This window comes from Tsuneonella mangrovi, from assembly GCF_002269345.1.
GTDB lineage: Bacteria > Pseudomonadota > Alphaproteobacteria > Sphingomonadales > Sphingomonadaceae > Tsuneonella > Tsuneonella mangrovi.
This window is the reverse complement of sequence record NZ_CP022889.1, coordinates 1,066,566-1,080,386: the sequence shown is the minus strand read 5'-3', so window position 1 is coordinate 1,080,386 and position 13,821 is coordinate 1,066,566. Positions and strand designations below refer to the sequence as shown.

The window sequence follows — 13,821 nt, the reverse complement described above, 5'->3', positions numbered from 1 at the left end:
CTAAACCGAAAGACAATCCTGAAATCGATCGATTGGGCTTTTCTTTCAGGTCGCTAGCGCGAACGGTCAAACCCCCGCCAACGGCGCCAAGGTTACCCCTCGTCGATCACCGCCTTGCCGCTGGGGACGGGCGGGATGGCTTCCGCTTCGGCGGCCGAATCGGTCCGGTCGACGATCTTGCCCGACAGCAGGAACACGAACGGCAGTGCCACCATCGAGATAAGGCCGTTAGTGATCGCCATCGTGCTGAACTGGAGGTGGAACTTGTCCATCGCCGCTGAACCCAGCCAGTCTGCCCCGAACAGCGAAAGGTTGCGTACGCTGACCATCAGCGCGAAGCCGAGCGCTTCGCTGCCCGCGGGGGCGGAGCGCATGTAGAGGTCGCTCAGCGCCATGTCGGCCGCCGCCCAGCCGAGGCCCCACAGGCTTTCGATCACGATCGCCTGGTGCATCGAATTGTAGAACGCATAGCTCATCTGCGCGAGCCCGCCGGCGAGGATGAACCAGAACAGCAGCTTGCGCAGGTTCCAGCGTTTGGCGGCATATGTGCCGTAGAACGTCGCGGTCAGCATAGCGAACGCCCCGTTGAGCAGCAGCATCAGCCCCTGCTGTTCGGTGGTCATGTGGATCACGTTCTGCTGGCGATAGAACAGAGCGGTCTGGATGCCCGGCGCGAAATAGAACAGGAAACTGAAACCGGCCGCCGCCCACATTGTCTTGGCAGCCGCGATCTTTTTCAATTGCGCTCCGGCATCGCTCAGCAACCGCGCGGAATCGACCTCGATGCGCTTTTCCTTGAGGAAGAAGATCGCTGCGGGGATCGGCAACAGCATGATCACCGCACCGGCTGCGCCGGTATAGCCGAACGCCATCGCCGCCAGCAGCCCGCCCACTGGGCCGCCGACCACGCCCGCCATCTGGTAGGCGATCTGGAACACCGATGCGAACTTGCCCGATGCCTTCAACTCCTGCGCTTTCTGCGTCATGTAGCCGCCGGTCGCAGTGCTGGTGATCACCATCGCCACGTTGATCAGGATGCACACCGTCAGCAGCGCGCCGTAGTGGTGCGGGGTAAAGATCAGCGCGACGAACCCGAGCACTGCGAGCACCGCGCCGAGCAGGATATAGCTGCGCCGCCGGGTGCCGTAGAGCGGGAAGGCGTCGGTGAAGATGCCGAAGAACGGCTTGAAGTACCACGCCAGCCCGATCCAGAAGAAGAACGCCGCGGTCGCTTCCTTGCTCTCGTGCAATTCGTTCTTGAGCAGGTTCTTGAGCGGGATCAGCCCGATCGCCTGCAGCTGGCTGAGCGTGACCGCGGTGATCCCCATGAACACCACGAGGAACGCGAAGATCATCTCGCGCTTCCGGGCGGCGGGGTCTGGCTGGGTGGATGCGACGGCGGTTTCGTCAGGCGACGACGGGGGGATGGCAGCCACGAAGTGCTCCTTGCATTGCGCGTCCGCAACCTCCCCCCTTGCTGGATGATGCGGATCTGATGGCAGCGACTAACCAAATCCTGTCGCAAAATGCGAATGGTTTTTGTCGCTACTAGTCAATGAGCGAGCAACGAAGCGATTGCTGCCGGATCGATCGATTGCAATTTGCGCCTCTCGCCCCACCTTGTCCGCAGCCGCCCGGTGTGGCGGGGGAGGGGGATGCCTGCCCTCTTGACTCATGCGAACATTACCGGAACACAGCGCTTCATGGCCCTCACCACTATTACCGTCAAAGGCGCGCGCGAGCACAACCTCAAGGGCTTCGATATCGAGCTGCCGCGCGATGCGCTGATCGTGGTCACGGGGCTCTCGGGTAGCGGCAAGTCGTCGCTCGCGTTCGATACGATCTATGCCGAGGGGCAGCGGCGCTATGTCGAGAGCCTTTCGGCCTATGCGCGCCAATTCCTCGAGATGATGCAGAAGCCCGATGTCGAGCATATCGACGGGCTTTCCCCTGCGATTTCGATCGAGCAGAAGACCACCAGCCGCAACCCGCGCTCGACCGTCGCCACGGTGACCGAGATTTACGACTACATGCGGCTGCTGTGGGCGCGGGTGGGCGTGCCGTATTCGCCCGCCACGGGCCTGCCGATCGAGGCGCAGACCGTCTCCAACATGGTCGACCGGGTGATGGCGCTGCCCGAAGGGACGCGGCTCTACCTGCTCGCCCCGGTGGTGCGCGGGCGCAAGGGCGAATACCGCAAGGAACTGGCCGAGTGGCAGAAGGCGGGCTTCACCCGAGTGCGGATCGACGGCGAGATGCACGAGATCGAGCAAGCGCCCGCGCTCGACAAGAAGTACAAGCACGACATCGAAGTGGTGGTCGATCGTCTTGCGGTCCGTGAAGGGATCGAGACGCGGCTGGCCGACAGCTTCGAGACCGCGCTCAAGCTCGCCGACGGGCTGGCCTATGTGGATCTGGCGGATGGAGTTGTGCCGGGGCGCGAGGGCGAGGAACAGGGCGGGGCCAACGTCACCGGCGGGCAATTGAAGGGCGCGGGGCTCCCGCCCAACCGCATCGTGTTCTCCGAAAAGTTCGCCTGCCCGGTCTCCGGCTTCACTATCGAGGAGGTCGAGCCGCGGCTGTTCAGCTTCAACGCGCCGCAGGGTGCCTGCGCGACGTGCGACGGCCTCGGCGAGAAGCTGCTGTTTGATCCGCAGCTGGTGGTCCCGAATGAGGCGCTGACGCTGAAACAGGGCGCGGTGGTGCCGTGGGCCAAGTCCAACCCGCCGTCGCCCTATTACATGCAGGTGCTCACCAGCCTCGCGAAGGCGTATGACTTCGACCTGACGACCCCGTGGAACGAGCTTGCACCCGATCAGCGCGACATCATCCTCCACGGCACCGGCGGGATGCCGGTCGCGCTCACCTTCAAGGACGGGCGCAAGGAATACACCGTCACCAAGCCGTTCGAAGGGGTGATCGGCAACCTCAACCGGCGCATGATGCAGACCGAGAGCGCGTGGATGCGCGAGGAACTGGGCAAGTACCAGACCGCGCAGCCGTGCGAGGCGTGCGGCGGCAAGCGGCTCAATGACAAGGCGCTGGCGGTGAAGATCGCGGGCACTGACATCGCCGAGCCCACGAAGATGAGCGTCACCGCCGCGAAGGACTGGTTCCTCGCGCTGCCGGAGAAGCTCACCGACCAGCAGAACCAGATCGCCCGCGCGATCCTGAAAGAGATCAACGAGCGGCTGGGCTTCCTCGACAACGTCGGGCTCGACTACCTCAACCTTGATCGCACCTCCGGAACACTGAGCGGCGGGGAGAGCCAGCGCATCCGCTTGGCCAGCCAGATCGGCTCGGGCCTCAGCGGCGTGCTCTACGTGCTCGACGAGCCGAGCATCGGCCTCCACCAGCGCGACAACGACCGGCTGCTCGAGACGCTCAAGCGGCTGCGCGATCTCGGCAACACCGTGATCGTGGTCGAGCATGACGAGGACGCGATCCGCAGCGCCGACCATATTGTCGACCTCGGCCCCGGCGCGGGGGTCCACGGCGGCGAAGTGGTCGCGCAGGGCACGCTCGAGGAGATCCTGCGGGCGAAGAACTCGCTCACCGCCGATTACCTCACCGGGCGGCGGGAGATCGCGGTGCCGGCCAAGCGCCGCAAGGGCAACGGCCACCGGCTCACCGTCCACGGCGCGCGGGCGAACAATTTGCAGGACGTCACCGCCAGCATCCCGCTCGGCACCTTCACCTGCGTCACCGGCGTATCGGGCAGCGGCAAGTCGAGCTTCACGATCGACACGCTCTATGCCGCCGCCGCCCGCCAGCTCAATGGCGCGCGTGTGGTCGCCGGCCCGCACGAGCGTGTCACCGGCCTCGAATATTGCGACAAGGTGATCGAGATCGACCAGAGCCCGATTGGCCGCACCCCGCGCTCCAACCCGGCGACCTACACTGGCGCGTTCACCAATATCCGCGACTGGTTCGCCGGCCTGCCCGAGGCGCAGGCGCGCGGCTACAAGCCCGGGCGGTTCAGCTTCAACGTCAAGGGCGGCCGGTGCGAGGCGTGCCAGGGCGATGGCCTCATCAAGATCGAGATGCACTTCCTGCCCGACGTCTACGTGACCTGCGAGGAATGCGGCGGCAAGCGCTACAACCGCGAGACGCTGGAGGTGAAGTTCAAGGGCCACTCGATCGCCGACGTGCTCGACATGACGATCGAGGATGCGGAGGAGTTCTTCAAGGCCGTCCCCCCGATCCGCGACAAGATGCATATGCTCAACGAGGTGGGGCTGGGCTACGTCAAGGTCGGCCAGCAGGCGACCACGCTATCGGGCGGGGAGGCGCAGCGGGTGAAGCTCGCCAAGGAACTCAGCCGCCGCTCCACCGGGCAGACGCTCTATATCCTGGACGAGCCGACCACCGGCCTGCACTTCGAGGACGTGCGCAAGCTGCTCGAGGTGCTCCACCGGCTGGTCGACCAGGGCAACTCGGTGGTGGTGATCGAACACAACCTCGACGTGATCAAGACTGCGGACCATATCCTCGACCTCGGGCCGGATGGCGGCGTGCGGGGCGGCGAGGTTGTGGCGGAAGGTGTCCCGGAAGACATCGCTTGCAACGAGCGAAGCTACACCGGCCAATACCTGAAACCCTTGCTGGACAGAGCGACCCGGGACAAGGCTGTCCTGAGCGAAACCGATGCGTAGCAGCGGTGTAGTCGAAGGGCCGGAGGCGGTGGCGGAGAACCCGCGCTCCTATACCGGGCAGTACCTAGCGGCGATGTTGGGGAAGCCTGCCCTGAGACGTGACGATGGGTCGAGGGAAGCGGCGGAGTAGGTTTACGAAGGATTACCTACATCATTTTCAAGGTCGTGCACTTCTTGTCCGAGTAAACGGCTGAAATTCCGCTCGATAGATTCTGCGTCGAACGTCAACACCTCCTCAAGAGATCGATCCAATAAGATAGCGACAACTTCAGCTTTAGAATCTAAATCATATGCATCGAAGTTAGGAATGTATATGGTTTGATCAAGGTTGAAGCAAATTTCATGATAGCTCTTAATAAAACGCTTGATCCTTGATCGGTTTTCCTCAGGAAGTCCGACTCTATCTAATTGTTTTTGCACAAAACTATCTAAGTGCGAGAGTTGCCTCATATTCTCTGTTCTTGAGAAAAACATCATCCATCCGCGCCTCTTTGCGTCGGAAATACATCCAGTAATCTTAAGGTTTAGCCGAAAGATAAGTCTCTCAACGTTACCACGATATCTGTAATCTGTGATGACCTTTAGAAGGTTATTAAACATTCGACGAAATGAACTCTCTCGCACAGAAATCATTTCGCGCTGGATATGATATCCCAGATAATCGACCCCGTCGGAGACATCATGGATCTCAGTCTTTCCAGATGTGCCAACTGCATGGATGGTCAAACCCAAGCGACCTAAGGCTCTTCTCATACTGTTTAGGCGCGCTGATGCTTCCGCAGTTGGAGAGATAAGGAGAATATCATCTACATAACGAAAGTATTGCCGAAAACGTCTTGTCTGGCGATCATCGAACCGAAGGAGATAGATACACGCCAGCGCTCCAGAAATGCTCAGACCCTGCGCGACACCTCGAACTTGAGGATCTTCGGCACTTCCAATGCGGTTTGTCACCGCGCTCATGCACAGTCCGCAAGTCATTTCATCCAGGCCGAAACGCGTCAATTCCGCTCGCAAAATGTCATGGCGAATGCTCGGGAAAAACTCTTTGACATCAATTCGGATGAATGAGCTATCTCGGGGACTCATTCGAAGTTGAGTTGCAACTCGATCTACGACGGCGTGTGGCGAAAAACCTGTCGACTGCGGTATTGCCGAATGAAGGATTTGGCAGACCGCGCGTAGCACCAATCTGTCGCGCACGGTGGGAATGCAAATTTGGCGGGGAGCTTTTCCGGCTCCTTTCAGCAGAAGCCTCTCTTTGTAGGCAGTAAAGGCATAGGTCCCGTTGAGAACCTTACGCCGGATGGTCTGGGCATTTTCTGTTAGATTCTCTTCAAAAGCGCCCACCCGAATACCGTCTTTTCCTGTCGCACGTGAGCGAGCTATTTTTTCAACGAATAGGCGTCTCAGATGGTCTATTTCGAAATGCTGCTCCGGACTGCGCTCAGTTGGAAATGCTAACAGGTCTTCAAGAGTAAGAATGGTCGCCAAATTACTGCATCTTTACGTACAGCGGAGCATACCAAATCGGCCCTACGAAAATGATGGCAATGGCTAGCCAAAAAAGCACTTTCCGCAGGATGGCGGTAGTGAGCGTCCAAAAAGAGGCGGGCACCTTGCCTTGAGTGTCAATGAGTTCTCCCTTTCGTAGCCACGTAGAGAGTATGACATCGCTGTCATCACGGGACGAGTGGTTCGGATACCGTTTTCGTGCTTCGCTATATCGCTTTAATTTTAATTGCTCTTTTACATTGGACTCCCAAATTTCTTGGAGTTCAAGGTAGCATGCGCGATATTCGTCTGCGCGCTTCTGCAAAACGCCGGTCGCAAGAAACACCGAGGAAGCAAAAATTGCTATGGATAGCGCTGCTAGGATAGTCTCGAAATGCGCAATCCCAACTTTGTCTGAAGAGACGGCGATGGTAGCGACGATCATTAAGAATGAGTACCAAATGATGAGGCTGTTCGCCAACATCGAATACAATCGATAGCGAGACTCCGCTTTGATGCGAGCCTTATATGTGAGGTAAATTCGATTAGATGGTCTGACGTCAGTCATAAGTTGGTGGGCGCATACAATGTAACACTAGTTCCTCTTTCGAAGACAGCAAAGCTCAGAAAACTCAACTGTAAGGACAGCCTCAAAGAAGCTAACAGCCTAAGCTGTTCCGCCCACCGAAGTACAGAGTACTGCGGGGATCGCAATTCAGCAACCTTCTGAATTGCCGCGTCAGCCAAAGCTGTCCTACACCCCAATTCCAATATAACTAACCCGGTTCTCTCCCTCTCGCTCAGGAGCGAACCATGAACGCCATCGTTGAACACGCCGACTTCGTCGAAGTCGAGCGCCCGCTGCTCCTCACGCCCGCCCGCCAGGCCGCGTTCCTCCAGTCGCTGGCCGAGTTCGGCAATGTCCGCCTCGCGGTGCGCGCGGCGGGGGTTTCCCCGCAGACCGCCTATCGCCAGCGGCGGCGCGAGCCCGCCTTTGCGGAGGCGTGGGATGCGGCGCTGGTCTCTGCCCGCCACGTGGCCGAGGAGGTGCTCGCCGACCGCGCGATCAACGGGGTGGAGGAGGCGGTCTATTACCACGGCGAGGAGGTCGCCACGCGGCGGCGCTACGATGCGCGGCTGCTGCTCGCGCACTTGGCGCGGCTCGACAAGCTGGCCGAGCGGGCGGACGTGGCCGCTGCGCTATCCCAGCTCGACGATGCGATCGACGCCTTGCGCGACGGCACCCCGCTGCCCGAAGTCGCGGTGCCGGAGGGCGCTGGCGCGGGCGCTCACACCGGCGCTCACACAGGCGCTCGTACGGGGGCGGGAAATTATTCGCAGGACAGTGTTCCATGTGTTCCACCACGCCCGGTGCCGCCGGGTGCCGACCCCGCGTGGGCGACCAGCGACGGGCTGCCCGACGATCGCTTTCCCGACGGATCGTGGTACCGCCGCATCCCGCCCGACGGCTATTGCGAGTGGATCCCCGACATGGACGATCCCGAACACTGGGACGCGGGGCGCTATATCCCGCCGGTCTCGCGCATCCTCAACGCGATGGAGGCCGCGCGCCCGCGCCGGGCGAAGGCGCCGCACGAGTTCACCGGCTGGAACCTCGACGACGTGGAGGCCGAGCAGATGGCCGCGTTCGAGGCGGGGGTGGAGGAATGGTGGCGCGTCGTCCCGCCCGGCCCGGGCGACCCGGACGACGAATGGGTGTTTGCCGCACCCGATGGCGAGTGAAGCGCGGGGGCTGGGGGCTTCGTCCTGCGCCTCCCGTTCGCCTCGAGCGAAGTCGAGAGGTGCGACGCGGCGTGTTTCGACTGCGCTCGACACGAACGGGCTGGGGAAGGTGCTGCGGCGTGTCTCGACTGCGCTCGACACGAACGGGCTGGGGATGGCGAATTGGGGAAGGTTGGATTCGCTCAGTCGTCGAGCAACGCGAGCTCGACTTGGGTGTGGCCGTGGCCGACCAGGCCGATCTCGGTCGCGGCGGCGCGACTGAGGTCGATCGTGCGGCCCTTCACGTACGGCCCGCGGTCGTTGATCCGCACCACCACCGACTTGCCGTTGCTGAGGTTGGTGACGCGCACGCGGCTGCCGAACGGCAGTGTCTTGTGGGCGGCGGTCATCGCATTCATGTCGAACCGTTCGCCGCTGGCGGTCGAGCGGCCGTTGAACTTGCGGCCGTAATAGGAGGCGACGCCGGTGCCGAGATCCTCCCCGGTGGCGCTGTCGTCGGCCTGCCCTTCGATCGGGGGCTGGAAGGTCGAGAGGTCGACCGCCTTGGCCGAAGGGATCACGGTGAGCCTGGGGGCGGGGACGGTGTCGAAGCTGGCGGCGAAGGCATCCGCTGCGTCGTCGGCGAGCACCGGGCTGGAAACCGACGCCGGGATCGCCAGCGCCGCCGCCAGGGCGAGGGTGCGCAACGTGGCGCGCCGCCGCTTGATACCGGTTCCGTCCATAGCGGGGCCGCCTTACGCCTGTTGGAGCCCCCGTGGCACCCCTTCGGAGGCGTTTTGCCCCGATTCCGCCACATTCGGGCGCGGATTCGGTGGCGCTGAAGGAGGATTCGATGGTGCGGGAAGGGAGCGGGTGATGGTGGCGCAGAGGCGGGCGAAGCGGGGGGCGGCAGACGTGCGGCAGGGGTCGGCGGCGCAAAAGAAATGGGGCCGACCCGAAGGTCGACCCCACTCTCACCGGCGCGTGGTTCTCCGAAGAGACGCTTGGCACCCCGTGATTTCACCGCAGCGGCCGGGGGCCGGTTGCGGCGCTTTCACCGGTGCTCGCACCGGCATCCGGTTCCTCCAGTTCTTCGTTCCACTTGCCCGAAGGCTTGCTTCGCGTTTCCCTCTTGGTCCCGAGGCCATTCCCCGTTCGGTCCGTCTCGATCGGCTTCGCGTCCTGGCCGAAACCTCTTCGCGATTCCTCGACTTCCCGCCGTTAAGAGCGGCCATGGTTGCTTTGCTTCGCGTTCCCCTCGAACAACCTGCCTTGCACTCCGCCGAAGCTTTGTTCATGGCCGGTCTCAGAGACCGCGCGGACAGAAGCCGCCATATCGATTGGTCTGGAATGTCTTCGGTTTTTCAGGCTGTTAGGCCGTCAATTCCGAAAGTCTCCCCGTCCTTTCGACAAGGTTGAGACTGCGCCGCGAGGCGATTCGGTTCAAGCTTTGCAAGGGCGAGTTATCCACTTGTCCCCGATTCCGCTGTGGACGCGAGTGGATAACTCAACGGTTCGTCGCATTGCTGCGCGGGAACGCTGCGCTGGGGCGGAAAATTACCGCTGGTCGCGCTTCGCCAGCAGCTTCAACCGCAGCGCATTCAGCTTGATGAAGCCTTCCGCGTCGTGCTGGTCGTATGCCCCGGCGTCGTCCTCGAAGGTGACGTGCGCTTCGGAGTAGAGCGTGTCGGCGCTCTTGCGGCCGACCACCTGCGCGCTGCCCTTGTAGAGTTTGAGCCGGACGGTGCCGTTCACCCGCGCCTGGCTGTGGTCGATCGCCGCCTGCAGCATCTCGCGCTCGGGGCTGAACCAGAACCCGTTGTACACCAGCTCGGCGTACTTGGGCATCAGCTCGTCCTTGAGGTGCGCCGCGCCGCGATCGAGCGTGATCTGTTCGATCCCGCGATGCGCGACCGCATAGATCGTGCCGCCCGGGGTCTCGTACATCCCGCGGCTCTTCATGCCGACGAAGCGGTTTTCGACCAGGTCGAGCCGGCCGATGCCGTGCTTGCGGCCGAGCTCGTTGAGCGCGGTGAGCAGCGTGGCGGGCGACATCGCTTCGCCATTCAGTGCGATGCCGTCGCCCCGCTCGAAGTCGATCTCGATATATTCGGGCGTGTCGGGCGCATCCTCCGGATCGACCGTGCGTGAATAGACGTAGCCGGGCGTTTCCTGCCAAGGATCTTCCAGCACTTTGCCTTCCGAAGATGTGTGCAGCAGGTTCGCGTCGGTCGAGAACGGGCTTTCGCCGCGCTTGTCCTTGGGCACCATGATCTGGTGCGCTTCGGCCCAGGCGATCAGCGCGGTGCGGCTGGTCAGGTCCCATTCGCGCCAAGGAGCGATGACCTTGATGTCGGGGTCGAGCGCGTAGGCGGAGAGTTCGAACCGCACCTGGTCGTTGCCCTTGCCAGTCGCGCCATGGGCGATGGCATCGGCCCCGGTTTCGTGAGCAATCTCCACCAGTCGTTTGGAGATCAGCGGACGGGCGATGCTGGTGCCGAGCAGGTAGTCGCCTTCGTAGCGGGCGTTCGCGCGCATCATCGGGAACACGTAGTCGCGCACGAATTCTTCGCGCAGGTCCTCGATGAAGATGTGGTTGTCGGGAATGCCCATTGCGCGCGCCTTTTGCCGGGCGGGCTCGAGCTCTTCGCCCTGGCCCAGGTCGGCCGTGAAGGTCACCACTTCGCAGCCGCGCTCGGTTTCGAGCCACTTGGCGATCACGCTGGTGTCGAGGCCGCCCGAATAGGCAAGGACCACGCGTTTGATATCGGACATTGGGGAAGCTCCGCTGGCAGTTGCGCGCGCCGGTATCAGGCCAGCGGCGGCGGGGCAATCGATTCAGATGTCCGATGTCGGTACTCGACTCCGCATCAGCACCTGCTAATATGCGCAGATACTAATAAGACAGGAGGAGAGGACAATGAAGGCAATGCATCGCATCGCGATGGGTCTGGTGCTGGCAGGTATTGCAGCGACCCCCGCTTTGGCTCGCGACCCCAGCGGAACCTACAAGCGGCCCAACGGCGATATCGTGAAGGTCTGGGTCAACGAAAACAAGCTCTACTGCAAGATCGAGAAGGGCAAGAAGGTTGGGTTCGAAATGTGCCATGGGATGGGGCCGCAGGGCGAAGACTGGTTCGGCAAGCACATGAAGCACCCAGGCATGCCCGGCTTCATGACCTTCAACGGGACCGTTACCAGCAACGACACCTCGATGAAGATCAAAGGTTGCGCAATGGGCAAGGCCTTCTGCGATTCCGAAATCTGGACCAAGCTACCGCCGCCCGAAGCAAAGCCTTCCGAAGCGCCCAAGCCAGCCGAAGCTGCGAAACCGGCAGAACCCAAGTCTTGACTAAGGGTCGGGCTCGATACTGCGCAGGCGCGCCGGGAGGACGATCCCGAGCGCTCCGGCGCGGTAGAGATAGCTGACGAGCATCGCCGTCCATAGCCCCGCTGCGCCCAGCGGGCGCAGGGCAAGGTCTGTAACCACGTAGAGCGCGGTGGCAGCTATCGCTGCGTTGCGAAACGCGCGCGACCACGTTGCTCCGATAAACACCCCGTCGAGCAACCACGCCGGCACGCCGAGAAGTGGAACCAAGGCAGCGAATGGCAGGTATGTCAGCGCGACTTCCTGAACATCCCGGTTGGTCGTCATGAGAGCGACCAGGCCGCTCCCAACCGCGAAGATCACGACAGCAAAGGCGAGGCCGGCGGCGAGGGAGAACTCTCCCGTCAGGCGGATAGCGTGCAACACCTCGCGCATCGATCCGCGAGCCAGTGCCGCTCCCACGCGCGCCTCTGCGGTGAAGGCGAACCCGTCGAGAACATAGGCGGCAACCGCGATGAACTGGTTGAGCACGGCGTTCGCAGCAAGCTGGATCGTGCCGAGCCTGGCGCCGCCGTTGGCGAACCAGGCGAACAGGAACAGCAGCGCGAGTGTGCGCACCATGATGTCGAAATTGACCGCGAACAGGCGGCGCAACGCAGCGCGGGCAAACAGTTGCGGATCGCCGCGCAGCGCGGTGAACGCACCAAGCCCGCCGATCCGCAACGCGATCGCAATCCCGGTGCCAAGCGCGATCCATTCGGCGATGGCCGTGCCCGCCGCGACCCCCTTCGCGCCCCAACCAAGGCCCCACACGAACGCGATATCGAGCCCGATGTTCGCAATGTTCATCACCAGCTGCATGGTAAGCGCAGCGCGCGTGCGACCAATCCCGAACAGCCACCCGAGCACCGCAAACCCGGCCAGCGCGGCGGGCGCACCGAAGAACCGCATGGTAACATAGCCGTGCGCCGCGTCGGTCAACTGCTCGCTTCCTGCGAGCAGGGCGAAGGCACCTGCTGCCAGCGGCCATTGCAGCACCGTGAGGATCAGCCCGACACAAAGGCCCGTTGCGACGCCGCGAACTAGCAGAGCATTGGTCTCGCCCTGGTCCTCGGCGCCGACTGCCTGCGCGGTCAGCCCGGTTATCCCCATTCGCAGGAAGCCGAATGCCCAGAAGATGAAGGTGACGACCACTGAGCCCAATGCGACCCCGGCCAGTGCCACCGCGTCTCCGGTGCGCCCAATCACGAAAGTATCGACGATCCCGACGAGCGGGACCGAAGCCTGCCCGACAATGATCGGCCATGCCTGGGAGAAGATCGACTTGCGGGTGAGTGTCCCGGTCGAAGCGCTCACGGCGCGGAAAAGCGGGCTTCCTCCGCTGCAAGGTAATCGCGGGTCAGCGGAAGCGCGCGGCGGTCGCGGATGAACTGGATCTGGTAGTTGCACAGGCCGCCAGCTTCGAACGCGGACGTCGCTCCCGAAAGGTAGAAGGTCCACATGCGGAAGAATCGCGCGCCGTACGTGGCCTCGATCACCTCGCGATTGGCCATGCAGCGGGCATACCAGGCGCGCAGCGTCTTGGCGTAGTGCAGTCGCAACGTCTCGATGTCGCTGGCGATCAGCCGTACCTTCTCGCTACGCTCGAGCGTTTCGCTGAGCGCGGGGATATAGCCGCCGGGGAAGATGTACTTGCGCGTGAATGCGTCGGTCTTGCCGGGCGATCCCATCCGACCGATCGTGTGCAGCAGCATCGCCCCGTCTCGCTTGAGCATCCGGGCGCAGGCGCGGAAGAAAGTCTCGAACTGCGGCACGCCTACGTGTTCGAACATGCCGACCGACACGATCCGGTCGAACGTGTCGCCGCGCGAGGCCATGTCGCGGTAGTCGACCAGTTCGAAGTTGACCTTGTCGGCAACGCCCGCGCGCTCGGCATTTTCGCGGGCCAGCGCGAGTTGTTCGCTGCTGAGCGTGATCCCGGTGACGGTCACGTCTGCATGGCGGGCGAGAAAGATCGCCATTCCGCCCCAGCCGCACCCGATATCGAGCACGTGGTCGCCGGCCCCGACCTTCAGCTTGGCGGCGATGTGCGCCAGCTTGGCGACTTGCGCTTCCTCCAGCGTTATGTCGTCACGCGGCCAATAGCCACACGAATACTGCATGTATTCCGCATCGAGCATCATCCGGTAGAGATCGTTGCCGATGTCGTAGTGGTGGCTGACGTTGCGGCGTGAGCTGGCCTGCCGGTTGACCGCTTCATAGGTCGCGCCCAGCGCATTGAGCGCGCGCTGGCGCAATCCCGGCGGTGCGATTGCCTGCCCGTGGTCCCACGGCGAATTCGCGCTCAGCAGCGCGACCATGTTCATCACGTCGCCCTGCTCGATCAGCAAGCGGCCATCCATGAAAGTTTCGCCGGCACCGAGCGCAGGATCACGGATGATGTCGCGCGCGACTTTGTCGTCAGCGAACCGCACCCGCACGTCTGGGAAGCCTTCTGCAGGCTCGCCGAACCGCGCGATCGATCCATCCGAGTGGACCACTTCGAACACGCCCTTGCGAACGGCCCTGCCGATCACCCGGTCGAAAATCTTCTCGCTGATCGTCATGTGCGAACGAATGCCT

The 13,821-nt window shown here is 62.5% G+C and carries 10 protein-coding genes; 3 read left to right on the top strand and 7 right to left on the bottom strand.

Going from position 1 to position 13,821, the window contains the following annotated elements; translation table 11 throughout:
* Positions 1-92: 92 nt before the first annotated feature.
* Complete coding sequence (locus CJO11_RS05340) at positions 93-1,436, bottom strand: MFS transporter (RefSeq protein WP_150124980.1); 1,344 nt, start codon at positions 1,434-1,436, stop codon at positions 93-95.
* Between the two features lie 267 nt (positions 1,437-1,703).
* Between CJO11_RS05340 and uvrA the strand changes: the two genes are divergently transcribed.
* Positions 1,704-4,655: an excinuclease ABC subunit UvrA gene (gene uvrA, locus CJO11_RS05335; RefSeq protein ID WP_095011790.1), complete on the top strand. Its 2,952-nt coding sequence runs from the start codon at positions 1,704-1,706 to the stop codon at positions 4,653-4,655.
* A gap of 132 nt (positions 4,656-4,787) precedes the next feature.
* Here the strand turns inward: uvrA and CJO11_RS05330 are convergent, their stop codons facing one another.
* Together CJO11_RS05330 and CJO11_RS05325 are read right to left on the bottom strand one after the other, a co-directional pair.
* Positions 4,788-6,149 carry a reverse transcriptase domain-containing protein gene (locus tag CJO11_RS05330; protein WP_095011789.1) on the bottom strand — a complete coding sequence of 454 codons (1,362 nt, stop codon included), beginning with the start codon at positions 6,147-6,149 and terminating at the stop codon, positions 4,788-4,790.
* Between the two features lies 1 nt (position 6,150).
* A complete protein-coding gene (locus CJO11_RS05325) occupies positions 6,151-6,717 on the bottom strand; it encodes an SLATT domain-containing protein (RefSeq protein ID WP_150124979.1) in 567 nt (188 codons plus the stop codon).
* Positions 6,718-6,962: 245 nt separating this feature from the next.
* Between CJO11_RS05325 and CJO11_RS05320 the strand changes: the two genes are divergently transcribed.
* Complete coding sequence (locus CJO11_RS05320) at positions 6,963-7,892, top strand: hypothetical protein (protein ID WP_095011787.1); 930 nt, start codon at positions 6,963-6,965, stop codon at positions 7,890-7,892.
* Positions 7,893-8,074: 182 nt separating this feature from the next.
* Here CJO11_RS05320 and CJO11_RS05315 read toward each other — a convergent pair whose 3' ends face one another.
* On the bottom strand, positions 8,075-8,614 hold the full coding sequence (locus CJO11_RS05315; protein WP_095011786.1) for a septal ring lytic transglycosylase RlpA family protein: 540 nt from the start codon (positions 8,612-8,614) through the stop codon (positions 8,075-8,077).
* A gap of 814 nt (positions 8,615-9,428) precedes the next feature.
* Entirely contained in the window at positions 9,429-10,646 is a 1,218-nt protein-coding gene (locus tag CJO11_RS05310) for an argininosuccinate synthase (RefSeq protein WP_095011785.1), read from the bottom strand.
* 145 nt (positions 10,647-10,791) lie between these two features.
* Here CJO11_RS05310 and CJO11_RS05305 point away from each other — a divergent pair, with 145 nt between their 5' ends.
* Positions 10,792-11,223: a DUF2147 domain-containing protein gene (locus CJO11_RS05305; RefSeq protein WP_095011784.1), complete on the top strand. Its 432-nt coding sequence runs from the start codon at positions 10,792-10,794 to the stop codon at positions 11,221-11,223.
* Here CJO11_RS05305 and CJO11_RS05300 read toward each other — a convergent pair whose 3' ends face one another.
* Both CJO11_RS05300 and CJO11_RS05295 read right to left on the bottom strand, forming a co-directional pair.
* Entirely contained in the window at positions 11,224-12,555 is a 1,332-nt protein-coding gene (locus CJO11_RS05300; RefSeq protein ID WP_095011783.1) for an MATE family efflux transporter, read from the bottom strand.
* A complete protein-coding gene (locus CJO11_RS05295) occupies positions 12,552-13,805 on the bottom strand; it encodes a class I SAM-dependent methyltransferase (protein WP_205651109.1) in 1,254 nt (417 codons plus the stop codon). Before CJO11_RS05295 ends, CJO11_RS05300 begins: the two co-directional genes overlap by 4 nt.
* Between the last annotated feature and the right edge of the window lie 16 nt (positions 13,806-13,821).

Coding starts and splice junctions, on each gene's coding strand:
- uvrA (WP_095011790.1), top strand. CDS start 1,704: ATGGCCCTCACCACTATTACCGTCAAAGGCGCGCGCGAGCACAACCTC.
- CJO11_RS05320 (WP_095011787.1), top strand. CDS start 6,963: ATGAACGCCATCGTTGAACACGCCGACTTCGTCGAAGTCGAGCGCCCG.
- CJO11_RS05295 (WP_205651109.1), bottom strand. CDS start 13,805: ATGACGATCAGCGAGAAGATTTTCGACCGGGTGATCGGCAGGGCCGTT.
- CJO11_RS05325 (WP_150124979.1), bottom strand. CDS start 6,717: ATGACTGACGTCAGACCATCTAATCGAATTTACCTCACATATAAGGCT.
- CJO11_RS05305 (WP_095011784.1), top strand. CDS start 10,792: ATGAAGGCAATGCATCGCATCGCGATGGGTCTGGTGCTGGCAGGTATT.
- CJO11_RS05310 (WP_095011785.1), bottom strand. CDS start 10,646: ATGTCCGATATCAAACGCGTGGTCCTTGCCTATTCGGGCGGCCTCGAC.
- CJO11_RS05315 (WP_095011786.1), bottom strand. CDS start 8,614: ATGGACGGAACCGGTATCAAGCGGCGGCGCGCCACGTTGCGCACCCTC.